We start from the raw sequence: 22,216 nt of genomic DNA on the forward strand, positions 1-22,216 counted from the left end.
AAAGTTGCAACTTGAGGACTACAAAGGGAGATCTTTCCAGATGCCTCAGCGCGTGGCGTAGGTCGCGGCGCTCCGCGCTTCCCTCGCTACGCTCACAAGCCAAAAATGTCTTGTTCATCTCCGCTCAGCGCCGCCCTGATCCCGCCAATCACAGCCTCAAAACAAAAACCGGATACTTTGAAGCGGTCAAGGGCCGATCGCTCAGGCTTGGTTTAATGTATCAGCAATATCAGAAATAAAATCAGGGAAAACTCGGTTGTGTATTAGAGAAAACTCAGTTTATTAACACCCTAAATAGTAAAGATAACTCGTTAAAACAAAGAATTTATTCAGTTTGAGCGGTCGGTCCTTGACCGCCTAAGAGTTATCGGTTTTTCTTTTTAGCTCTTATTGGCGGGATCGGGGCGGCGCTGAATGAAGTGATTTGAGACGTGTTTGGCTCAAATCCGTAATGAGGGAACGGCGAAGCCGCGCGACCTACGCCACTCACCAATGTGCCTGAAACGATCTCACTTTTTCAGTCCTCAAGTTGCAGCTGTGGAAAAAAAAGCGTGGGATTCTCAAGGGTGTTCGCTTAGGAACATCCTTGAGGCGGTCTGCGCCGCCGCGCAGTAAGCGGAGCGCATGCAGTTGCAGTTGCAGTTGCAGTTGCAGTTGCAGTTGACCTTAAAAACTTAGAACTTAAAAAAATTGCCTTTAGATTCCAAATCTAAATCAAATTTCATAATCAATCACTACACTTGTCTCTCCCGTCGGCTGTTTAAAGACCTTCTCTTTAATCTCGTTAATCGACAAACTCTGATTACACAGCTCGATAAATCGCCACACATAGTTACGTTGTAACTGCGACCGTTTTAAACCTAGCCAGACGGTGTTTGACTCGAATAAATGTTCGGCATTAATCAACTGTAAGCCGCGATCGCGGTCGGCGTCGAAGGCTTTGTCGGCGAGAATGCCCACGCCAAGCCCCAGCTCGACGTAAGTTTTGATGACGTCGGAGTCCTGCGCGCTGAGCACGATATCGGGATTAAGCCCGTTTTGCTCGAACGCACTGTCTACGCGCGAACGCCCAGTAATGCCCTGACGATAAGTCACCAGCGAATATTCGCTCAGCTGCTGCAAGGTAACCGGTTGCTTTTCAAGCAAAGGATGACCGTCCGGAACCAAAATCGCATGGTGCCAACGGTAATAAGGGAAAGATGCCACCGACGGATCGTTAATCAGTTTTTCACTGGCAATCGCTACGTCGGCCTGTCCGCTCAGCAACATCGCCAATACTTCCTGCGGCGAACCCTGATGCAATTCGAGGCGTACGGCAGGATAAACCGCGCGGAACGCCTTGATTACACGTGGCAAACTGTAACGCGCCTGCGTGTGCGTGGTCGCAATAGTTAAAACGCCGGCATCCTCTTTTGAAAAGATATCGGCGAGGCGACGAATATTTTGTGCCTCGTTTAGAATTCTTTCCGCCACGGCGAGCAACTCTTTGCCTGGTTCGGTTAACCCCAGCAAACGCTTGCCGCGACGAATAAAGATTTCCACCCCGAGTTCATCTTCAAGCTCGCGAATATGGCGGCTAACCCCTGACTGCGAAGTAAAAAGCATGTTTGATACTTCGGTCAGGTTGTAATTGCATCGCGCCGATTCCCGAATAATTTTTAGCTGCTGGAAATTCACCGTCGCACCCCTGTTTCTTTAATTAAGTATTGTATTTGTGCCCTATTGTTACGTTCTGCTTGGCACTAGGACAAATACGAAAAAAAAGTTACTTATGCTTTTTCCTAATAAGGGCGCTCGGGTTATTACCTTTTTATGATGTTACTGGCTGATGACTATGAATTAGGCACCGGTGTTTTTACCGTCTCACCGCGGAAATGTGCACGTAGATTTTCAACCACCAGCTGCACCATATTATGCATCGCTTCAGGTGAACGCCCCGCCACGTGCGGCGTCAGCACTAAATTATGCCGAATACCTATCATCTGATCCGGAACGTCTGGCTCACCGTCGAGCACGTCGAGCGCCGCGCCGGCAATAGTATTATTTTGCAGGCTTTCAATAACTGCCTGAGTATCGACCACGCTACCGCGGGCAATATTAATTAAATAACCGGCGGGTCCAAGCGCGTGCAGCACCTCTGCATCCACCAGTTTCAGCGTATCCTTGCCGCCCGGCGTGGCAACCACCAGATAATCGGCCCATTGAGCCAATGACTGCGGACTGTCAAAATAGTGGTAAGGGCTTTCTGCAATTTCACGGCGATTGAAATAACCAATAGGCATCTCAAAACCTCCGGCGCAGCGTTTAGCAATCAGGCCGCCGATATTTCCCATACCAATAATCCCAAGCTTTTTACCGAACATTCCGGCGGGAATATTGCGCGCTTTGGCCCATTCGCCCTGACGTGTACGGTGATCGAAATAGGCAATTTCACGGGTAATGGCGAGCATTAGCGCAACCGTATGATCGGCCACCGCAGAGCTGTTGGTATTAGGACCGTGAGTGACCTGAATATTTTTGGCACGCGCGGCGGCAAGATCAATACGCTCATAACCGACACCCTGCGCGCAGATGATTTCAAGATTAGGCAACGCCTCAATCTGCTCGCGAGTAATACCGATAGTGCCGATGGTTAAAACGGCGCGCACGCGGTCGAGCAATTCGGGTGCGAGAGTGTCGCGTTCCTGCGGCGTGAGGGCAAAATGAATCTCGAATCCTGCCTCTTGGTAATAGGTAATAAACTTCTTATCGACAGGAATATAGCTGAGTACCATGGTGTTCATAATAGCTCCCTAATAAAGGGTAAAGGAGCTAATAACTATCCTGTAACAGCCTAAACTTGTACAGTATTTCAGCCAAATCTTCTGTTTCAAGGTGCGTTTGTAAATCTGCGTCTACACTCCTTTCATGCGCTTTGCATTAATTGCTTGTTTACTCTTTTGAGGAATATCTAACGATGGACAAAGCCCCACCAGACAAATTTGCTGTTCCAACTGGACCACTTGAAACGCCAGTAAAACCTCAGGCTCAGGTCGACGTAGAAATTAATGAACATGGGGTGCGCCTCATTCATCCTTATACCGATGGCGAGCTGGTCAAAAATTTTGACAGCGGCCATAAAACCCGCGTTCGTGAAGGTTTGCCGGTGCCGTTAGGCGCTACCTGGGACGGACTTGGCGTTAACTTTGCCATTTTCTCGGCCAATGCGACCCGCGTCGAACTTTGCCTGTTTAATGATGATGGCGAAGAGTACGACCGTATCGATCTGCCGGAATATACCGATGAAGTCTGGCATGGTTATCTGCCCGATGCCCGTCCCGGCCTGCTGTATGGCTATCGTGTTCACGGTCCGTATGCGCCGCATGAAGGCCATCGTTTTAATCCTTCAAAGCTGCTGCTTGACCCTTACGCCAAGCAAATTGTCGGCGACCTTAAATGGGACGACGCGCTGTTTTCCTATGATATGAAAAGCGAGAAGAAGGATTTGGCCCTCGACGAACGCGACAGCGCAGAGTTTTTGCCGAAATGTCGCGTTATCGACCCTGCTTTCTCGTGGTCGCGCTCGCGTAAAAATCCGGTGCCGTGGGAACAGACCATCATTTATGAAACCCACGTGCGCGGTTATACCAAACGCCATCCGGCGGTGCCTGAACATCTGCGCGGCACTTTTTCGGGTATGAGCACGCCGCAAATTGTCGATTACATTAAATCGCTCGGCGTCACGTCGATTGAGTTGATGCCAATTCACGCCTTTACCGACGACCGTCATTTACAGGAAAGTGGGCTGCATAACTATTGGGGTTACAACACCTTAAGCTTCTTTGCGCCTCATCCGCAGTATATGGCGACCCACACCATCAGCGAATTCAAGCAGATGATCGCCACCCTGCACGCGGCGGAAATCGAGGTCATTCTTGACGTAGTTTATAACCACACGGCGGAAGGCAACGAGCTGGGTCCAACTCTATCGTTTAAAGGGATTGATAACGCCAGCTATTATCGTTTGATGCCTGAAAACAAGCGTTACTACATTAATGATACCGGCACCGGCAACACGCTGAATTTGAGTCATCCGCGCGTGCTGCAAATGGTTACCGACTCCCTGCGCTACTGGGCGACGGAAATGCAGGTCGACGGCTTCCGCTTTGATTTGGCAACTATTCTTGGCCGCGAAAGTTACGGTTTCGACGAGGGCTGCGGCTTCCTCGACACCTGCCGTCAGGACCCGATCTTAAGCCAGTGTAAACTGATCGCCGAGCCTTGGGACTGCGGTCCGGGCGGCTATCAGGTTGGCGGCTTCCCGCCGGGTTGGGTCGAATGGAACGATAAATTCCGCGATTCGGTGCGTCAATTCTGGCGCGGCGACGAAGGCCAGCTGGCAGAGTTCACCACCCGCCTTTCCGGTTCGGCCGATATTTTCAACCATCGTGGCCGTAAACCTTATGCCTCGGTCAACTTTATTACCGCCCACGACGGCTTCACCCTGAATGATTTGGTCTCTTATCAGGACAAGCACAATGAGGAAAACGGCGAAGACGGCAATGATGGCACCGACAACAATATTTCGGCCAACTATGGCGTTGAAGGTGAAACTGAAGACCCGGAAATCAACGAGTTGCGCCTGCGACAAATGCGCAACATGCTTGCATCGCTGTTCTTTGCCCAAGGCACGCCAATGCTGCTGGCAGGCGACGAATTTGCGCGAACGCAAAACGGCAACAATAATGCCTACTGTCAGGATACGCCGATCGCGTGGGTAAATTGGGAGATTGAAGAGCGCGGCAGGCAGATGATTTTGTTCACTTATCGCCTAATTGCCTTACGTAAGCGCTTCCCGATTCTGCATCGCGGTCGTTTCCTGACGGGGAAAGTGCATGAAAAGCTCGACGTCAAAGATGTCAGCTGGTTTATGCCGAACGGCGACGAGATGACCGAAGAGGCCTGGGGCGACGCGCATGCCAAATGTATCGGTATGCTGCTCGACGGGCGCGCGCAGCCAACGGGTTTGATTCGCTACGGCTCATTGAGCACCGTGTTAATTCTATTTAACGCGGCCCATGAAGACGTGGTGTTCTCACTGCCATCGGTGGCGCACGGTGAAAGCTGGCGGCACATTATGGACACCTTCCAGCCAGACGACATCAACGAGCATCACGTTGATTTTGGGTCGGAATATACCGTTCGTTCGCGCACTACCGTGCTGTTCGAGCTGATCAGCCACAAAAAATAATCGTTTGGCTAAATCTCTCAAAGCGCCTTTTCAGGGCGCTTTTTTTTATGTCTGAACCCTAAAGATTGCCGTGCATCAGCCAGGCTTTGAGTCCGAGCGCATCGTGATAATGCGAATAACGGTGCGGCCCGCCGGCGATCACCATCAGTACGTCCTGCCCTTTTAGCTTGGTATAAACAATCAGGCAGTGTCCGGCCTGATCGGTAAAGCCGGTCTTCTGCAACACGATATTCCAGGTTTTATTGTTGATTAAGCCGTCTGAACTGCGATAAACCAGCTGCCCGCGACCGGGATGCACCACATAACGTTTATCGGTCGAAAGCTGGCGGATAAGCGCGTAGCGATAGGCGTGCTTGGCCATAATCGCCAAATCGTGCGCCGAGGCGGTATTGCGCGGCGTGAGGCCGGTGGCATCGTAAAAATGGGTGTGGCGCATGCCGTAAGCTCGCGCCTTACGATTCATCTGGCGAATAAATGCCTTGCGGCCGCCCGGATAATAACGACTTAGCGCCGCCGCCGCTCTGTTCTCTGACGACATCAGCGCGATGTGCAGCATATCTTTTCGCGATAGCGTCGAGCCGATAGTCAGCCGCGAATGGGTATTCTTCAGCAGGTCGCGATCGGCGCTGGTGACGGTAATCTTCTGTTTAAGCGACTGTTTGCTGTCGAGCACCACCATCGCCATCATCAGCTTGGTGAGTGACGCCATCGGATAGGCCCGCGCCGTGTTTTTCTGATACAGCACGCGGCCATTTGAGGCATTCATGACCAAAATCGAACGCGACAGCATGCGTGGATAAACCTTTGCCATTACGTTGGTTGAGAAAACGGTAAACAGCAGCATCAACATGATAAACAGCGGACGAGGAAATAATGTTCTAGCGCGGGAGAAAAATGACATGACAACCATAATACGTTTAAAAATGAATGGATGACTTCAACAATCTTGAGACCAAACAGCCGCTTCCTGAAGACAAGGGCGGAGAAAAATGCCTGATTGTTCATCATAAAAGCACTCTCCAGAGAGCGAAGAGTGCCTAATTTGTTACAGCTTGCCTAAAGGTAAATTGTAAAAAAATCGTTGCAAACCTCTCTAATCGCGCCATAACGGCGTGGAGCAAACGCGTTTTAGGAAGGTTCTTAATCATTCTAAGGCGAGATTTAAAGGCGCCATGTAAAAACGGCAGTTCACGCCCATCTGTTTTCTCGCCTTTAAGGCTTTTCGCCCTTACGCAGGTAGGCTTTAAACTGCTGGGTCATATTGGTTTTGAACCCGTCGCCCTCTTTGGTGATTAAATAGACCGCCAAATGCTCTTTCTGGGCCAGCGCCAACGCTTTATCCGTGCCGAGCACCATTAGTCCGGTATCCCAGCCATCGGCTTCCAGCGCGGTTGGCGCAATGACCGTGGCAGAGACCAGTTTGTGGGTTATCGGACGCCCCGTCGCAGGGTCAATAATGTGAGAAAGTCTTTTACCATCAAGCTCATAGTAATTCCGATAACTGCCGGAGGTGCTGATGCCCATGCCTTGCAAATCGACAATCGCCTGCACCGCGTTCTCTTTATCGGTAGGTTTTTGAATCGCTACCTGCCACGGTTTGCCTGCCGGATTTTTGCCCCTCGATACAACGGCACCGCCAACAGAAACCAGATAATCGCTGATGCCATTGCCTTCAACCAGCCGCGCCAGATGATCGGTGGCGTAACCTTCGCCCACGGTTGAAAGGTCAACGTATAAGCCAGGCAAATCCTTCTGTAGATATTGGCCGTCAGACTGCTGGATTACCTTGAGGTGCTGTAATCCTACTTCGGCCTTCGCGCTGTCGATTTGCGCCTGCGTCGGCATTTTTACCGGCTCTTTATTGGGTCCGAATCCCCAGAGATTGACCAGCGGACCCACGGTAATATCCATTGCGCCAGCGGTTTTCTGGCCGATACGCAGCGAGGTGACGATGGCGTCGGCCATGCCGCTGCTGATCGGCTGCGGAACAGTGCCGTTATATTGATTAAAACGGGACAGCACAGAATCGTCTTTATAGGTCGAAAGCTGGTGGTCATCTTCGGCAAGCTGCGCCTCTATTTGCCGACGCAGCTCGGGCTCGCGGCTTTTATCCAGCCCAACGACGCTCACCCGATAAAAGGTGCCCATCGTTTTACCGGAAATAACCGTGGCGGACGCCTCGTCGGCAGTTGGCCCGCAGGCAGAGAGCAGCAATCCGCTGCCTAACAGCAGCGTGACCGAGAGAAGATGACGATTAAAAAACATGAAAACTCACTTAGCTAGCGCGATAAAGGTCATACCCAACATCCAAAAGTCATTGCGATGGCTAAAAAATTAATCCAATGCGCCATCAGCAATGTTCAGGGAGGCAAGAGTATACAGATCAACGTAAACAGGGCGTTAACGATGCAGGGCTTATCGCGAATTTTAAGGTTTTCATACTGGCTATTGAGCTAACGATTAAAATAGTCACCTTGAGTTGATAAGAGGATTATTTGCTGCGCTTGGCGTGGCGCTCCCAGTTTTCCTGCTTGGCCGCCGCAGATTTTTTCAAGACGATGTAACAGGCGCCCGCCCCACCGTCTTTACCCTGCGCCACGCAAAATGCCTGCACTTCATCGAGCTGTTTTAACCACTTTGCCACGTAGCTGCGCACAATATTGGCGTGGCTCTGGTTATGGCGGCCACGTCCGTGTACCACCAGCAGCGTGCGCAGATTTTGCGCTTCAGCCTGTAAAAAGAAGCTGAAAAGCTCTTGTCGACAGGTTTCTACAGGCTTACGCAGCAGGTTCAGGCTGGCTTCAAGCGGATATTTGCCGTGACGAAGCTTGTCCAAAACGCCTTGCTGCACGCCGTCATGCTTATATTCCAGCGGCTCTGCGCAGTCGATCACCTCGAGGAAACCGGTAGTGAAAATATTTTCAGATTCGGTGAGTTCCGGCCCGTGTATTTTGGCGGATTTTTGGTGATTCTTGAGGTAAACCACCTGTTGGGTATCTGCGAGTTTTTGTACGCCGGCCATCTCCTGAAAGAAAAGAAAATCATCGTTTTCATCATCAATTTTCATTGTCTGTCTCCCGACGTCGCGGTCTGTTTTAATCTTTTCAAGGCCAGACTTTAAGATTGATTCAAGGCAAGCCCCAAGCCTGAGTGTACCCAAAAACACGCGGGCTGCAATATTCTGCCCTTTCCTTTATTGCGCCGTGTTCCTTTCACATTCGCGCTATGCCCCCTTCTTTGGTAAGCCATCAGATGGCCGCGCGAAAAAATAGGTCGCAGATTTAGGTATATACTTAAAAGCTGGAACAGAAACATGTCGACATTGTGAGCTTCTGTTTCCATTGATATTGGGGAGAAATGATGCCGTACCTTGAAGACAATCTGGTTGTATTCACTGACCTCGACGGTTCACTTCTGGACCACCATGATTACGGCTGGCAGCCCGCGCAGGCATGGCTCGATAGACTCAAGGCCGCCAAGGTGCCAGTCATTTTAACCACCAGCAAAACGGCGGCGGAGGTGGTTGAATTGCAGGCGAAGCTCCAGCTTGCCAATCAGCCGTTTATTGCCGAAAACGGCGCGCTGATCCGTCTTCCTGAGGGTTGGAACACGGAAAACGCCGAGAAATCGGGCCAGATTATCGGCGCGTCTTATCACGATATTCGCCGAATTCTGGTGAATTTACGCCAGCGTTTTGATTTTGAATTTCGCGGTTTTGGGGATGTTAGCCCGCAGCAGGTGATCGACTGGACCGGTTTGCCTTCGCATAACGCCGAGCTGGCGATGCAGCGCGAAGCCTCGGAGCCGATTATCTGGTTTGGCAACGATCTGGATTTTGCGCGTTTCGAAAAGTATCTGCATGAGGAGAAACTGGCCCTCACTCGCGGTGGCCGTTTCTGGCACGTCATGGGCGCGGATGCCGGAAAGGGTCAGGCGGTTAACTGGCTGCGCGAACAGTTTACGCAGCGCAGCGGCAAGCCGGTGATTACGTTGGGTCTTGGCGACGGTCCGAATGATATTGGCATGCTTAACGCCACCGATTTTGCCGTGGTCATTCGGGGAGTTCATGAACACCCCATGCAATTGGATAACGAAACGACGGTTTTCCGAACCCGGGACTATGGCCCAGAGGGCTGGAAGCAAGGATTGGATCACTTCATTAGTCTCTGACTTTTCTGAATAATTTATTATTACAAGAGCCGAGGTTCGTATGAGCGACTTTTATCAGGACGGTATCATTACCAATTTTCATAATCTGACCAAGAGAAAATTGGAAGAACTTGAGTACGATCTACAGGTGTTCTCCGGGCGTCGTTCAATGGGGCTTATTCTACCTTCGCTGTTTTCAGAACTTGAAGGCCCCGCGCTTTCCAAAATTGTCGATGAACTGACCAAAGTTCCGTATCTTGAAGAGATCGTTATCGGGCTTGACCGCGCCGATCGCGACCAGTTTCTGTTTGCCCGCGAATTCTTCTCGCGCCTGCCGCAGCGGCATCGCATTTTATGGAATGATGGCCCGCGACTCAAAGCGCTGGACGAAGAATTGAAGAAAGAGAATCTTTCACCGATGGAACCCGGCAAAGGCCGCAACGTCTGGTTCTGCGTGGGTTATACGCTTGCCTCGCGCCGTACCAGCGTGGTCGGCCTGCATGACTGTGACATTGTCACTTATACCCGTGAAATGCTGGCGCGTTTGATGTATCCGGTGGCGAATCCGAATTTCCATTACGATTTCTGTAAAGGCTATTACGCTCGTGTGGCCGACGGCAAGTTTAACGGTCGCGTAGGTCGCCTGCTGGTCTTCCCGTTGCTGAAATCGCTGCAAATTGTTTACGGTAATTCGGATTTTCTGGAATATCTGCGCAGCTTCCGTTATCCACTTTCAGGTGAATTTGCGATGCGTACGCAAGTGCTGAGCGACCTGCGAATTCCGAGCGACTGGGGTCTGGAAATCGGCGTGCTTTCGGAACTGCATCGTAATACGGCGACTAAACGTATCTGTCAGGTCGATATTGCCGATAACTATGACCACAAGCATCAGCCGATGTCTGAAGAGGATGCCAGCACGGGCTTGCAGCGCATGAGTATCGATATTACAAAAGCGCTGTATCGCAAAATGGCGATTTTAGGCGTGCCGATCACCGCCGAGTCGTTCCGCATTCTTAAAGCCACCTACTATCGCAACGCGCTGGATATGATTGACGGCTTTGAGCACGACGCGCGCATGAACGGCCTCAAGTTTGACCGTCACAGTGAAGAGTCGGCGGTAGAGCTATTTTCGGGTGCGATAATGGAGGCGGGATTAGCCTTTGTGGACACGCCAAGCGAAAAGCCGTTTATTCCAAGCTGGAGCCGAGTGCAATCTGCGTTTCCGGATATGCTGGAGCGTCTGCATGACGCCGTCGAAGAAGATAATAAAGGTAATGTTTAAGCTTTTCCGCCGCGTGCTTTTAAACAGTAAATGGCTTAATCAAGGCTAGCTTTTCTCTCTGCCCTACTGTTAATCCGAGACATCGCTATAATTTTAATGGCGATGTCTCTTAACATCCCGCCGCATTATTTCAGCAAGTCATTATCTTTTATAAGTAAGTTTATCTTATCGGATTTCAGCTGTAATCCCGGTGGGTCAATAACTACCATGAGGTATTTTACAGGACAAGTCTGTAATTAATTCTTTCAGGTCCGACCTCCAGCCTTAAAATGTAACATTAAAGTAACACTTGAGCGGCGGCGTTATAAACACTTGCCACAGACAAAAGAGAAACCAAAAGGTCAGCAGACTACATCCTTATGATTAGTATGCATTTTATTTACATCCTTTTAGGTAACACGCGTTTAACACGTTATTTAATCTTATAGCTCGGCGATTACCTGACTGTTTAGCTCGGTTATTTACCGCAATGCTTAATTTTGAATAAAAATATTTTTATTGGCTTTTTGCGCGTTAAATCACGCTCTTTTTCAATATTCTTACTTTCTTTAAAAAATATTTTTAATTAAAACCCCTTTAAAATCGTGGTTTTTAAGTAAATACCTCCTCTGGGACAGGACTTACTCTTATCACCCCCTGTAAAAGGTGGTAAAGTTGACGCATATCAATATTGCGAGAGCGAAACCTATGATCCCGGAAAAACGTATTATTCGGCGTATCCAATCTGGTGGTTGTGCAATCCACTGCCAGGACTGTAGCATTAGTCAGCTATGTATCCCCTTCACCCTTAATGCGCACGAACTCGACCAGCTCGATAACATTATCGAACGAAAAAAACCGATTCAAAAAGGGCAAACGTTATTCAAGGCGGGTGATGAACTTAAATCACTTTATGCCATTCGTTCCGGGACCATTAAAAGCTATACCATTACCGAACAGGGCGACGAGCAGATTACCGGTTTTCATTTAGCGGGTGACCTTGTCGGCTTTGACGCTATCTGTAATGTGAAGCACCCAAGCTTCGCGCAGGCACTTGAAACCTCAATGGTCTGCGAAATTCCATTCGAAACCGTTGATGATCTTTCCGGAAAAATGCCGAAACTGCGCCAGCAGATGATGCGTTTGATGAGCGGCGAGATTAAGGGCGATCAGGACATGATCCTGCTGTTGTCGAAGAAAAATGCCGAAGAGCGGCTGTCGGCGTTTATCTACAATCTGGCTCGCCGATTTGCCCAGCGTGGTTTCTCGCAGCGCGAATTCCGCCTGACCATGACCCGTGGAGATATCGGTAACTATCTTGGCCTGACCGTCGAAACCATCAGCCGTCTGCTGGGGCGATTCCAGAAATCCGGCATGCTGAGCGTGAAAGGTAAATACATTACGATTGAAGACTATAGCATGCTCGCCGTGCTGGCCGGACAGGCCATTCCCGAGCCTTCATAACCTCCCTCCTCATCGTCCCCGGAGCCGGATCCTTGCCAACTGGATAGTTATAATCTAGTTTATTGATCCGGTTCACTTTATCCCCCTGTCCTGTTTGTTCAACGTGGTTTATTCTATAAACAGGTGTTGGCTTTTTGCGCCCTCGCAAAAGACGGGGCCGAGTAAAGCCAATTCAGGCTTAGGCTTCTTTGGTTGTACCTTACTGGGTTTTGACATTGCTTGAGAACATGGCGCCGCGTGCGCTTTCAATCATCATTGTTTGTGCTTTCACTTAACTTGATGGTTCAGACAATAATAATGTTTAGGAGGCTACCTTGGCCAAGTATCAGAACCTTCTGGTCGCTATCGACCCAAATCAGGATGACCAGCCGGCCCTGCGCCGCGCGGTATATCTGGTTCAACGCAACGGCGGGAAGATTAAAGCCTTCCTTTCCATCTATGATTTTTCCTATGAAATGACCACCATGCTGTCGCCCGAAGAGCGCAGCGCGATGCGTCAGGGCGTGATTGCAGAACGCACGGCATGGATAGCGGAACAGTGCCACTATTACGTCGAAGCGGGCATCCCTATCGATATAAAAGTGGTGTGGAACAACAAGCCTTTCGAAGCGATAATCCAGGAAGTGTTGAACGGTCAGCATGATTTGCTTTTGAAAATGACCCACCAGCACGACCGTCTCGAGTCGGTAATTTTTACCCCAACCGACTGGAATCTATTGAGAAAATGCCCTTGCCCAGTCTGGATGGTTAAAGATCAGCCTTGGCCTGAAGGCGGCAAAGCGGTGGTGGCGGTGAATCTGTCGAGCGAAGAGCCCTATCACGACCCGTTAAACATCAAGCTGGTTAAAGAGAGCATCGAGCTGGCTTCGCACGTTAACCAAACGGAAGTGCATTTAGTGGGTGCGTACCCTGTTACGCCGATTAATATCGCTATCGAACTGCCCGATTTTGATCCGAGCGTTTACAACGATGCCATTCGCGGTCAGCATTTGATTGCCATGAAAGCGTTACGCCAGAAGTTCCAGCTCGACGAGAAATACACTCACGTTGAAAAAGGCTTACCGGAAGAGGTCATCCCGGACCTGGCTGAGCATCTACAGGCGGGCGTCGTGGTGTTAGGCGCGATTGGTCGCACGGGCCTTTCAGCGGCTTTCCTCGGCAATACCACCGAGCAGGTTATCGACCATTTGAAATGCGATTTACTGGCGATTAAACCCGACGATTTTGTCTGTCCGATTGCTATCGACACCAGCGGCGAAAATGCAGCCGCGCAGGACGTCGATAAAGTTTGACCTGCACTGCCTTAACCAGAAAGTTAAACCAAAAAACGCCCAATATTTTGCTATTGGGCGTTTTCTTTTTACTGCTCTTCGAAAATAACGAAGATAGCGGCAAAAATTTGGTGAAATCGTTTAGCGTTTTACTCGATTAGTGACGCCTAATCAGATTGGGCCTTTGACCGGGGGTACGGCGGCATCAATTTGTTCCTGCTGAGCACCTGAACCCGGGCGTGCATTGCCTAAAATTGGCTCCTGACCCAAAATATCGGGCTGCTCTTTGGCGGTAAACTGGCCTTTACCATCAAATGCCGGGCCTTCACACCAACGCCCTTTCGGCAATGGCTTGTCCAGCGAGGTGTTCAGGCAATAATAGGAGTGCTCCAGCGCTTCGTTTTCCTGCGGGAAACTGTTTGGAATGGGCAGTGACGAATTCAGGCCGCCCATCTCTTCAATCACGCCTAACCACTGCTGCTGGTGCATGGTATCGCGGGCAATCAGGAAGGAGAGAAACTCCTTCATTCCCTTATCTTCCGTCAGATTATAAAGACGCGTTGCAAGAACGCGGCCGGTAGCCTCTGCGGTGACGTTAGCCAGCATGTCCGCCGCCACGTTGCCCGATGCATAAATATGACTCATATCGAAAGGCACGCCGTTGGCGTTGACAGGTAGCGCGGCCAAGCCGGAAGAGAGCACGTGGCGCGGATTCATGCCGCCCAAAATCGCATTGACGACCGGATCTTTCGCCGACTCTTCCTGATAGGAAAGCGGCGCGCCATCAAGGTTCAACGCTACCGCGTAGCCGAGCATCTCAATGTGGCTCAGCTCTTCGGTGGCGGTCGAAATCAGCAGGTCTTTGATTCGCGCATCGCCTCGCGCTCCCATTGCCTGAAAGAAATATTGCATCGCGACGCGGATTTCTCCTTCGACTCCGCCAATAGCCTGCTGTAAAAGCATGGCGAATTCCGGATCGGGTTTCTCGACACGTACAGGAAATTGCAGTTTGGATGAATGATGGAACATGGCTTTCTCCTTCCCAGTAGTTGCAGCAGTCATTGTCCAGGGGTTGCATCAATAGTTGCAGTCGAACTGCATAAAAAAGCCTAGATTCGGGATGTACAAAAATAAAACGGCGCGACCAAAATTAAGCCAAATTAAGATAATTCTGGGGCGAGTGTCGAGGCGATTGATGCAGGTTTACAGGGGGAATAAAGCAATAAAAAATGCACCCTGACTTGCTGAGCGTTCAGCTTTTGGGGTGCATTCAAGTTGTTCAGACTTTTATAAATTAAGCGCCTTTACAACGTTTACAGCGCGCGCAAGATACCTTCTACGCTTTCTTTGGCATCGCCAAACAGCATTTGGGTATTATCCTTGAAGAACAATGGGTTCTGCACGCCGGCATAGCCCGTGCTCATTGAACGTTTGAACACGATAACGTTCTGCGCTTTCCACACTTCCAGCACCGGCATACCGGCGATTGGACTGCGCGGATCTTCCTGCGCGGCCGGGTTAACGGTGTCATTGGCACCAATAACCAGCACCACGTCGGTGTCGCTGAAGTCGTCGTTGATTTCGTCCATTTCAAGCACGATGTCGTAAGGCACTTTCGCCTCGGCCAGCAGCACGTTCATGTGGCCCGGCAAACGTCCGGCAACCGGATGAATACCGAAACGCACTTTGATGCCCTTGGCACGCAGACGCGCGGTGATGTCTTGAACCGGATACTGCGCCTGCGCCACCGCCATGCCGTAGCCCGGCGTGATGATGACAGAGCTGGCGTTTTTCAGCATGTCGGCCACGTCTTCTGCGTTGACTTCGCGGTATTCGCCCATCTCTTCACCTTCGCCGGTGGAAGAGCTGTCGGTACCGAAACCGCCGGCAATCACGCTGATAAACGAACGGTTCATCGCTTTACACATGATGTAAGAGAGAATCGCACCCGATGAACCCACCAGCGCACCGGTAACAATCAGCAGGTCGTTGGAGAGCATAAAGCCCGCCGCCGCCGCTGCCCAACCGGAGTAGGAGTTCAGCATTGACACCACGACCGGCATGTCTGCGCCACCAATCGACGACACCAAATGCCAGCCGAAAGCCAGAGCAATAAGGGTCATGATGATCAGGGCAAAGACCTGCGTGCCGGTGCTTTCAGCGCGGACAAACACAATCAGCAGCAGCAGAGAAACCACCAGCGCCGCAAGATTCAGCTTGTGACGGTGCGGCAGAGCCAGCGGCTTGGACGAGAAAATCCCGCGCAGTTTGCCGTAGGCCACGATAGAACCGGTGAAGGTTACCGCGCCGATAAAGATGCCGAGAAACACTTCGGTCAGATGGATATTTTCCATCACGCCGACCATTGGCACGCTGCCGCTGTCCAGATAGCTGTTGAAGCCAACCAGAACCGCAGCAAGGCCAACGAAGCTGTGCAGAATCGCCACCAGCTCCGGCATTTGGGTCATTTCAACTTTGCGCGCCAGATAGACGCCGATAGCGCCGCCGACGATCATGGCGAAAATAATCCAGCCAACGTGACCCGAGTCAGGACCGAGAATGGTAACGATTAACGCAATCGCCATGCCGGTGATGCCAAAAATATTCCCCTGCTTGGACGTCTCGTGCTTCGAGAGTCCCGCAAGGCTGAAAATAAACAGAATAGCGGCAACGATGTATGCAGCTGTAACTAAACCTCCAGACATGGTCTACCCCTTAATTCTTACGGAACATTTTCAGCATGCGCTGAGTGACGGTAAATCCGCCAAAAATATTGATACTGGCAATCAGCACCGCGACAAAGCTGAGGAAACTGACCCAGCCGCCGTGACCGATTTGCAGCAGCGCGCCGACCACGATAATGCCGGAAATGGCATTGGTGACCGCCATCAGTGGCGTGTGCAGCGCGTGGCTGACGTTCCAGACCACGTAGTAACCCACCACGCAGGAGAGCGCGAACACGGTAAAGTGTGACAGGAACTCTTTCGGCGCCACGTCGGCCAGCCAGCCAAACAGCACGATGGCAATCGCCATAATGATATATTTGGTCCACGGCGAGGCAGGCTTGGCTTCTTCTTTGGCGATGGGCGCAGCGGCTTTCGCGGCCTGCGGCTGGGCAGAAACCTGAATTGGCGGAGCTGGCCAGGTAACTTCACCGGTTTTAACCACGGTTACGCCACGCACGACGGTATCTTCGAAATCAATCTCGATTTCACCGTTTTTCTCTTTGCAGAGCAATTTCAGCAGGTTAACCAGGTTGGTGCCGTAAAGCTGGGAAGACTGCGTCGGCAGACGGCTTGGCAAGTCGGTATAACCGATGATCTTCACGCCGTTTGGCGTCACGGTGATCGCGTCAGCGACGGTCAGCTCACAGTTGCCGCCGGTTTGCGCCGCGAGGTCAACGATGACGCTGCCCGGTTTCATCGACTCAACCATTTCGCGGGTGATCAGTTTTGGTGCTGGACGGCCTGGGATAAGCGCGGTGGTGACAATAATGTCGACCTCTTCTGCCTGCGCGGCAAACAGCGCCATCTCGGCCTTGATAAAGGCTTCGGACATCACTTTTGCATAGCCGTCGCCGCTGCCGGCTTCTTCTTCGAAGTCCAGCTCGAGGAACTCGGCGCCCATGCTCTGAACCTGTTCCTTCACTTCTGGACGGGTATCGAAAGCGCGAACGATTGCGCCAAGGCTGCCAGCCGCGCCGATAGCGGCCAAACCGGCAACGCCTGCGCCGATAATCATCACTTTGGCCGGTGGCACTTTGCCTGCGGCGGTGATTTGGCCGGTAAAGAAGCGGCCGAATTCGTGGGCGGCTTCAACAATCGCGCGATAACCGGCGATGTTGGCCATGGAGCTCAGGGCGTCCATTGACTGCGCGCGTGAAATACGCGGCACGGAATCCATCGCCAAGGCAGTCACGCCGCGCTCGGCCAGCTTTTGAATCAGCTCGGGATTTTGTGCTGGCCAGATAAAGCTCACCAGCGTGGATCCGGCCTGTAATTTGTTGATTTCATCGTCAAGCGGTGCATTGACCTTCAGCACGATGTCGGCGTGCCATACGGCATCGCCCGCTTCGACCGTTGCTCCAGCCGCTTCAAAGGCTGCATCGTCAAAGCTGGCCAGTTTACCTGCGCCCTGCTCTATGGCGACTGTAAAGCCGAGTTTCAGCAGTTGTTCCACCGTTTTCGGTGTTGCTGCAACGCGGGCTTCATTGGTCAACCGTTCTCTTGGTATACCAATACGCATAATTATTCCCTTCACCCTTTTATTTGACGACCGAGGTCATCGTTGTAGATACAAAAGTTTAAAACCTACCGATTTGATAAAATTTGAAAACTCGCCGCCTTTTTATCACCGACATGCTGACTAAATTTTCAGGCGGGCTATAACCTACTGAATATCGGGTTAATATGCTAGGCGCAATCCGTATTAATGAGAATTAAATCACCCTTAAAATGGCATAAGGCTCAATTGCGCTGCCAACCGCCCATATTGCCCCATTATTTCACTCTAAAAGCGGGTTAATTCGGGATCAATCACTCTGCTAAATTATCGAAAGAAGGCGATTTGGCGGGCCTAAAAGTGATAAAAATGTAAATTATTAACATATTATTCACTTATCAAGGCGATACCTGAACTTGTAGGGATTAAATATTGAGATTGGTACCTATTAGTGGTTAAAACAGCGCGTGAAGCAGTAACAAAATTACTCAAGCACTCGCCATTATTACATGCAATAATCGAGCGCTAATCTGTTACACATCAATAATTCAGCAAGTTTGAACATTACTGCGCAAGGTGAAAGGATTTTTTATGAAGCAGACGAAAACGATCATCGCATCGGCCGTTGTTTTATTAGTCTCGCAATTCTCTTTTTTGTCTGTTGCCCATGCAGCGGAAGAAATCAGTCCCGAGAAAGCAGCCGCCCTTAAGCCCTTTGATCGCATTGCATTTACTGGTCGTTTTAACAATCTTGGCGATGCCTCAGACGAAGCATCCAAACGTGCCGACCAACTCGGCGCTGACTACTTCTATATTCTAGACACCAACAGCCTTTCCGACAGCGGAAACTGGCGCGTGGTGGCCGACGTGTATCATAAAGATGCACCAAAAGTCTCCGACAAGCCGAAAGCCCAAACTGTTAACGGCATCAGTGGCATTAAACAGCTGCCGAAAACCGAAGCTTATCAGCTCGAGCCTTATGACACGGTCACCGTGAGCGGCCTGTTCCACAGCCAGCCCGATGTGCTTGAAGCGATTGGCAAAGCGGCAAAAGAGAAAGGCGCCTACGCCTTCTTTATTGTACGTCAAATCGACGCCAACAACGGCGGCAACCAGTACGTTACGGCCTTTATTTACAAGAAAGACGCGCCGAAACGTGTCACCCAGAGTCCTGATGCTATTCCTGCCGATTCCGATGCAGGCCGTGCAGCACTGGCCGCCGGTGGCGCAGCAGCTAAACGCGTTGAGATCCCGGGCGTAGCCTCTTCAGACAGCCCGAGCCGCAAGGTGGGTAATTTCTTCGAAACCCAATCTTCTACCGGCAAGCGTTATTCTGTTACCACGCCAGACGGCAAGAAAATTGAAGAAGTGAACAACGTCACCGCCGCGCAGATGACGCCGTTTGATACCGTGACCTTCACCGGCCACTTCAACAGCATCACCGACGTATCGGAAGAAGTAGCGAAACGCGCTGCCGACCGAGGCGCCAAGTTCTATCACGTCACGCGCCAGTGGCAGAACAAAAGCGGCGGTAACCTTACCGTTACGGCTGACCTGTTTAAATAAAGTCTGTGATTATCGCTGCGCTTTTGATTCGAAAGCGCAGCGAATAAAAGACAAAGGGCTGATTCGATATCAGCCCTTTTTGCTTTATTAGTCTATTAATAAATAAACAAAATAAATAGCTAACCGAACGTTCTGATCACTCCTCGTCTTCGATAGATGAAAGCAAAGCGTTCTGAATAATCCGCTGGGCCTTCATCGCGTCCTGCTGCGCCTGCGCGGCTTGAAGCGCGGAGATATCCAGCTTGTCGAGCGCACGGTAAATATGTTTCAAGAAGCGAATGGAAAGCTGCGCGGCTTCGATATTATTTTCGCGGAACGGGAACTGATCGAGTTGCCACACGCCGTCCCAATTGTTGATTTTCAGCACGTAGAAGAATTCGAAAATCTCCGTCATGTGAACAGTGCCGACCACTAAATCGTCGTCCCAGCTGCGCAGGTTGTCATTAACGTCCATGCCGAACAGACGTCCGCGATCGATAATCAGCTGCGCAGAGTCGGCTGGCGATTCGCCGCCAAACAGCGCGTGACCGAAATCGAGCAGCACGCCGACGTTATCCAGCCCAATATCGTCGATACCCAGCAAGGTGCGCGCCGCCGAATCCCACGTCATTTTCACTCGCGGTTCGCGCGGCTTGTATTCGATAGCGAATTTAACGTCGGGGTTTGCCGCCGCCAGATCCCGCATGCCGTCTACCGCCAGCTTCCATAGCTGCTTGTGATCAACCTGGAACGGATAGTCCCAGCCGTCCTGACCCGGCCAGATTTTGACATAGCTGGCCCCCAGCTCGCGCACCACGTCAGCGGCTTCATTCATCAGCGCTATCGCCTCGGCGCGCACTTCAGGATCGGGATGGGTAAATGCGCCGCGCGACCATTTGCGCAGATAAATTTCAGGGGTAATGCCGATGGCTTTAAGACCCGCATCTTCCAGCGCCGCCTTAACCTGATCCAGCGTCACGCCCGGCGAAAAGGGATAAGGAATATCGACATACGACAGGTCACCGACCTTTTTAGCTTCCTGAATCTGTTCAATCGTGCTTAACGCCGGGCCGTAGCCGTCCACGGCATAGCGGTCGATATAGTTGGCAAAATGCCAGAGACCTGCGCCAAACTTTGGGTAGTTGTAGGTAGTCATGAGGGTCAATCTCCATCTTCGACGTCTTGGTTAAATTCACACAGCAGCCGCTGCACTTGATTTATTAGCTCTTTTTTATTAACTCTTTTTTATTAACTAAATGCCGCCGCCGTCACGGCTTGTTGCCGGTTTGCAGAGTCGAAGCGCGTGCTGCACCAAGCTGGCGGCGTCGATGCTGTGACGGGCGCGGGTCGAGGCGCGATCGCCAGCAATAGCGTATTCGCCGTCGCCGATGCCCAAACGCAACAATGGAATGCCGCAGCCGCCTTCGGCCAACACTTCGGCCACCAAACTGCCTACGCCGCCGTTAATGTTGTGCTCTTCAACGCTGATAACCGACGGATAATTCTTAAGAATTTGCAATAACTGCTGGGTGTCGCACGGACGAATCGAAGGGATTGAAATTACCCCCGCCGACACGCCCTGCTGTTCCAGCTCGGCGGCAGCGTCGACTGCTTCGTGTACCGTCGACCCCATCGCCACCAGCGCGATATCCGTGCCCTCGCGCAAAACGTCAATCGCACCGGGAATAAATCTATAGTGCTCGTCGTGCAGCTGGGGCAGCGCTTTGCCGTCGAGCCGAATATAGACCGGACCTTTATAATCCAATGCGTAATCAATAATTTGCAGGCACTCTTCCGGACTGGAAGGCGCAAAGATCTGGATATTGCCGAAGCCGCGCATGATGGCGATATCGTCGATGCTGTGGTGAGTACTGGCGAGCGGGCCGTAGCTGGTGCCTGCGTTAAGGCCAAACAGCTTGACGTTGGTGTTGTTGTAACAAACGTCCACTTTGACCTGCTCGTTGGCGCGCGAAATTAGAAACGGCGCGGCGTTGCAGGTGACGGCGATTTTACCGCCGATAGCCAGCCCCGCCGCCGTGCCGACCATCGTCTGTTCGGCGATACCCACGTTGACCAAGCGGCCAGGAAACGCCTTGATAAACGGCGATATTTTGGCCGTAGAGGTCGAGTCTGCCACCACTGGAACAACGTCTAGCCCGCGTTTTACCGCCGCGATCAGCGCGTCGACCATCACGGTCGCAAGATGTTGTGCATTACTCATCTTTCAGCTCCTCTAACGCCAACGTAATTTCGTCGCCGATTGGCACCCGATGATGCCATTCCGCCTTGCTCTGGATAAACGAGATGCCAAAGCCTTTCTCGGTATTGGCGATAATCACGTTGGGCTTGCCGTTGGCGGGGAGATTTTCCAGCGTGTCGACCACCGACTGCATGTCGTTGCCGGCACATTCCGTGACGTTGAGGCCAAACGCACGCCATTTTTCCGCCAGCGGATCGGTATTCATGATTTCGCTGGTGGCACCGGCCAGCTGTAATTTGTTCTTGTCATTGATAATAATCAGGTTATCGAGCCCGTAATGCGCGGCCACCAGCGCGGCCTCCCAATTACTGCCTTCGGCAAGTTCACCATCACCCGTCACCACAAAAACCTTGCGCGCGCTGGCATCTTTCTTCGCCGCAATCGCAATCCCTACCGCGACCGGCAAACCGTGCCCCAGCGCGCCGGTATTTAATTCAACGCCGGGCGTTTTATGTTTCACCGGATGGCCGGGCAGATGCGAATCGGCGTGTTGATAGGTCGGCAGCCACTCCTCCGGGAAATATCCGGCTTCGGCCAACACGCAGTAATAGCCGCCCACCGCGTGACCTTTGGACTGAATATAGATGTCGCGAGTGCTCTCTTCGGTGCGCTCGGGCGCGCAATTTAACAATCTAAAATAGAGCGCCGTGAGGATCTCGACCTGTGACAGGTCCGCTCCCGTATGTCCGCCTGCCGGACTGTTGGCGTTTAATAAAATGATACGGCGACGAATGGCCCGCGCCTTGGCTTGTAGCTGTTCGACGGTCAGATTGAACGGATTCATCTTGCCACCTCTGCAAATGTTGTCGCGATGA

The 22,216-nt window shown here is 51.5% G+C and carries 17 protein-coding genes; 6 read left to right on the forward strand and 11 right to left on the reverse strand.

Features of this window, described 5'->3' with window-relative positions; genetic code table 11:
• Positions 1-714 precede the first annotated feature (714 nt).
• Together cbl and SC206_RS04850 are read right to left on the reverse strand one after the other, a co-directional pair.
• Positions 715-1,677 (reverse strand): HTH-type transcriptional regulator Cbl, encoded by a 963-nt coding sequence (gene cbl / locus SC206_RS04845; RefSeq protein ID WP_332734733.1) that lies wholly within the window; start codon positions 1,675-1,677, stop codon positions 715-717.
• 155 nt (positions 1,678-1,832) lie between these two features.
• Complete coding sequence (locus SC206_RS04850) at positions 1,833-2,783, reverse strand: 2-hydroxyacid dehydrogenase (protein WP_332734735.1); 951 nt, start codon at positions 2,781-2,783, stop codon at positions 1,833-1,835.
• Between the two features lie 173 nt (positions 2,784-2,956).
• Here SC206_RS04850 and glgX point away from each other — a divergent pair, with 173 nt between their 5' ends.
• Positions 2,957-5,230 carry a glycogen debranching protein GlgX gene (gene glgX, locus SC206_RS04855; protein ID WP_332734736.1) on the forward strand — a complete coding sequence of 758 codons (2,274 nt, stop codon included), beginning with the start codon at positions 2,957-2,959 and terminating at the stop codon, positions 5,228-5,230.
• Between the two features lie 58 nt (positions 5,231-5,288).
• Here the strand turns inward: glgX and SC206_RS04860 are convergent, their stop codons facing one another.
• The 3 genes from SC206_RS04860 to smrA all read right to left on the reverse strand — a co-directional run bounded on the left by SC206_RS04860 (position 5,289) and on the right by smrA (position 8,297).
• Entirely contained in the window at positions 5,289-6,131 is an 843-nt protein-coding gene (locus SC206_RS04860; protein WP_442976030.1) for a serine hydrolase, read from the reverse strand.
• 311 nt (positions 6,132-6,442) lie between these two features.
• Positions 6,443-7,495 (reverse strand): FAD:protein FMN transferase ApbE, encoded by a 1,053-nt coding sequence (gene apbE / locus SC206_RS04865; protein ID WP_332734738.1) that lies wholly within the window; start codon positions 7,493-7,495, stop codon positions 6,443-6,445.
• 226 nt (positions 7,496-7,721) lie between these two features.
• Positions 7,722-8,297 (reverse strand): DNA endonuclease SmrA, encoded by a 576-nt coding sequence (gene smrA / locus SC206_RS04870; RefSeq protein WP_332734740.1) that lies wholly within the window; start codon positions 8,295-8,297, stop codon positions 7,722-7,724.
• Positions 8,298-8,590: 293 nt separating this feature from the next.
• Here smrA and SC206_RS04875 point away from each other — a divergent pair, with 293 nt between their 5' ends.
• From SC206_RS04875 to uspE, 4 genes are all read left to right on the forward strand, one after another.
• Positions 8,591-9,400 carry a mannosyl-3-phosphoglycerate phosphatase-related protein gene (locus tag SC206_RS04875; protein WP_332734791.1) on the forward strand — a complete coding sequence of 270 codons (810 nt, stop codon included), beginning with the start codon at positions 8,591-8,593 and terminating at the stop codon, positions 9,398-9,400.
• A gap of 40 nt (positions 9,401-9,440) precedes the next feature.
• Complete coding sequence (locus SC206_RS04880) at positions 9,441-10,661, forward strand: glycosyl transferase (RefSeq protein ID WP_045047746.1); 1,221 nt, start codon at positions 9,441-9,443, stop codon at positions 10,659-10,661.
• A gap of 687 nt (positions 10,662-11,348) precedes the next feature.
• Positions 11,349-12,104 carry an FNR family transcription factor gene (locus tag SC206_RS04885; RefSeq protein ID WP_332734746.1) on the forward strand — a complete coding sequence of 252 codons (756 nt, stop codon included), beginning with the start codon at positions 11,349-11,351 and terminating at the stop codon, positions 12,102-12,104.
• A 314-nt stretch (positions 12,105-12,418) separates the two neighbouring features.
• Positions 12,419-13,396, forward strand: coding sequence for a universal stress protein UspE (uspE, locus tag SC206_RS04890; protein WP_332734748.1), 978 nt, complete (start codon positions 12,419-12,421; stop codon positions 13,394-13,396).
• A gap of 150 nt (positions 13,397-13,546) precedes the next feature.
• Here uspE and SC206_RS04895 read toward each other — a convergent pair whose 3' ends face one another.
• The 3 genes from SC206_RS04895 to pntA form a co-directional block, all read right to left on the reverse strand.
• Positions 13,547-14,404, reverse strand: coding sequence for a manganese catalase family protein (locus SC206_RS04895; RefSeq protein WP_332734750.1), 858 nt, complete (start codon positions 14,402-14,404; stop codon positions 13,547-13,549).
• A 284-nt stretch (positions 14,405-14,688) separates the two neighbouring features.
• Complete coding sequence (gene pntB, locus SC206_RS04900; RefSeq protein ID WP_332734752.1) at positions 14,689-16,080, reverse strand: Re/Si-specific NAD(P)(+) transhydrogenase subunit beta; 1,392 nt, start codon at positions 16,078-16,080, stop codon at positions 14,689-14,691.
• A gap of 10 nt (positions 16,081-16,090) precedes the next feature.
• A complete protein-coding gene (pntA, locus tag SC206_RS04905) occupies positions 16,091-17,620 on the reverse strand; it encodes a Re/Si-specific NAD(P)(+) transhydrogenase subunit alpha (protein ID WP_332734754.1) in 1,530 nt (509 codons plus the stop codon).
• A 567-nt stretch (positions 17,621-18,187) separates the two neighbouring features.
• Between pntA and ydgH the strand changes: the two genes are divergently transcribed.
• The gene (gene ydgH, locus SC206_RS04910; RefSeq protein WP_332734756.1) at positions 18,188-19,162 is read left to right on the forward strand and encodes a DUF1471 family protein YdgH; all 975 of its coding nucleotides are present in this window, start codon (positions 18,188-18,190) and stop codon (positions 19,160-19,162) included.
• Positions 19,163-19,298: 136 nt separating this feature from the next.
• Here the strand turns inward: ydgH and SC206_RS04915 are convergent, their stop codons facing one another.
• The 3 genes from SC206_RS04915 to SC206_RS04925 form a co-directional block, all read right to left on the reverse strand.
• Positions 19,299-20,297 (reverse strand): sugar phosphate isomerase/epimerase family protein, encoded by a 999-nt coding sequence (locus tag SC206_RS04915; protein ID WP_332734758.1) that lies wholly within the window; start codon positions 20,295-20,297, stop codon positions 19,299-19,301.
• A 96-nt stretch (positions 20,298-20,393) separates the two neighbouring features.
• Complete coding sequence (locus SC206_RS04920; protein ID WP_332734760.1) at positions 20,394-21,362, reverse strand: transketolase family protein; 969 nt, start codon at positions 21,360-21,362, stop codon at positions 20,394-20,396.
• Complete coding sequence (locus tag SC206_RS04925; RefSeq protein WP_332734762.1) at positions 21,355-22,185, reverse strand: transketolase; 831 nt, start codon at positions 22,183-22,185, stop codon at positions 21,355-21,357. The genes SC206_RS04920 and SC206_RS04925 overlap by 8 nt, the downstream gene beginning before the upstream one ends.
• Positions 22,186-22,216 lie beyond the last annotated feature (31 nt).

The organism is Rouxiella sp. T17 (assembly GCF_036663475.1).
Lineage (GTDB): Bacteria > Pseudomonadota > Gammaproteobacteria > Enterobacterales > Enterobacteriaceae > Rouxiella.

What these genes read in the sequence shown, in the direction of transcription:
- SC206_RS04850 (WP_332734735.1), bottom strand. Translation starts at nt 2,783, where the DNA reads ATGAACACCATGGTACTCAGCTATATTCCTGTCGATAAGAAGTTTATT.
- glgX (WP_332734736.1), top strand. Translation starts at nt 2,957, where the DNA reads ATGGACAAAGCCCCACCAGACAAATTTGCTGTTCCAACTGGACCACTT.
- SC206_RS04860 (WP_442976030.1), bottom strand. Translation starts at nt 6,131, where the DNA reads ATGTCATTTTTCTCCCGCGCTAGAACATTATTTCCTCGTCCGCTGTTT.
- apbE (WP_332734738.1), bottom strand. Translation starts at nt 7,495, where the DNA reads ATGTTTTTTAATCGTCATCTTCTCTCGGTCACGCTGCTGTTAGGCAGC.
- smrA (WP_332734740.1), bottom strand. Translation starts at nt 8,297, where the DNA reads ATGAAAATTGATGATGAAAACGATGATTTTCTTTTCTTTCAGGAGATG.
- SC206_RS04875 (WP_332734791.1), top strand. Translation starts at nt 8,591, where the DNA reads ATGCCGTACCTTGAAGACAATCTGGTTGTATTCACTGACCTCGACGGT.
- SC206_RS04880 (WP_045047746.1), top strand. Translation starts at nt 9,441, where the DNA reads ATGAGCGACTTTTATCAGGACGGTATCATTACCAATTTTCATAATCTG.
- SC206_RS04885 (WP_332734746.1), top strand. Translation starts at nt 11,349, where the DNA reads ATGATCCCGGAAAAACGTATTATTCGGCGTATCCAATCTGGTGGTTGT.
- SC206_RS04895 (WP_332734750.1), bottom strand. Translation starts at nt 14,404, where the DNA reads ATGTTCCATCATTCATCCAAACTGCAATTTCCTGTACGTGTCGAGAAA.
- pntB (WP_332734752.1), bottom strand. Translation starts at nt 16,080, where the DNA reads ATGTCTGGAGGTTTAGTTACAGCTGCATACATCGTTGCCGCTATTCTG.
- pntA (WP_332734754.1), bottom strand. Translation starts at nt 17,620, where the DNA reads ATGCGTATTGGTATACCAAGAGAACGGTTGACCAATGAAGCCCGCGTT.
- ydgH (WP_332734756.1), top strand. Translation starts at nt 18,188, where the DNA reads ATGAAGCAGACGAAAACGATCATCGCATCGGCCGTTGTTTTATTAGTC.
- SC206_RS04915 (WP_332734758.1), bottom strand. Translation starts at nt 20,297, where the DNA reads ATGACTACCTACAACTACCCAAAGTTTGGCGCAGGTCTCTGGCATTTT.
- SC206_RS04920 (WP_332734760.1), bottom strand. Translation starts at nt 21,362, where the DNA reads ATGAGTAATGCACAACATCTTGCGACCGTGATGGTCGACGCGCTGATC.
- SC206_RS04925 (WP_332734762.1), bottom strand. Translation starts at nt 22,185, where the DNA reads ATGAATCCGTTCAATCTGACCGTCGAACAGCTACAAGCCAAGGCGCGG.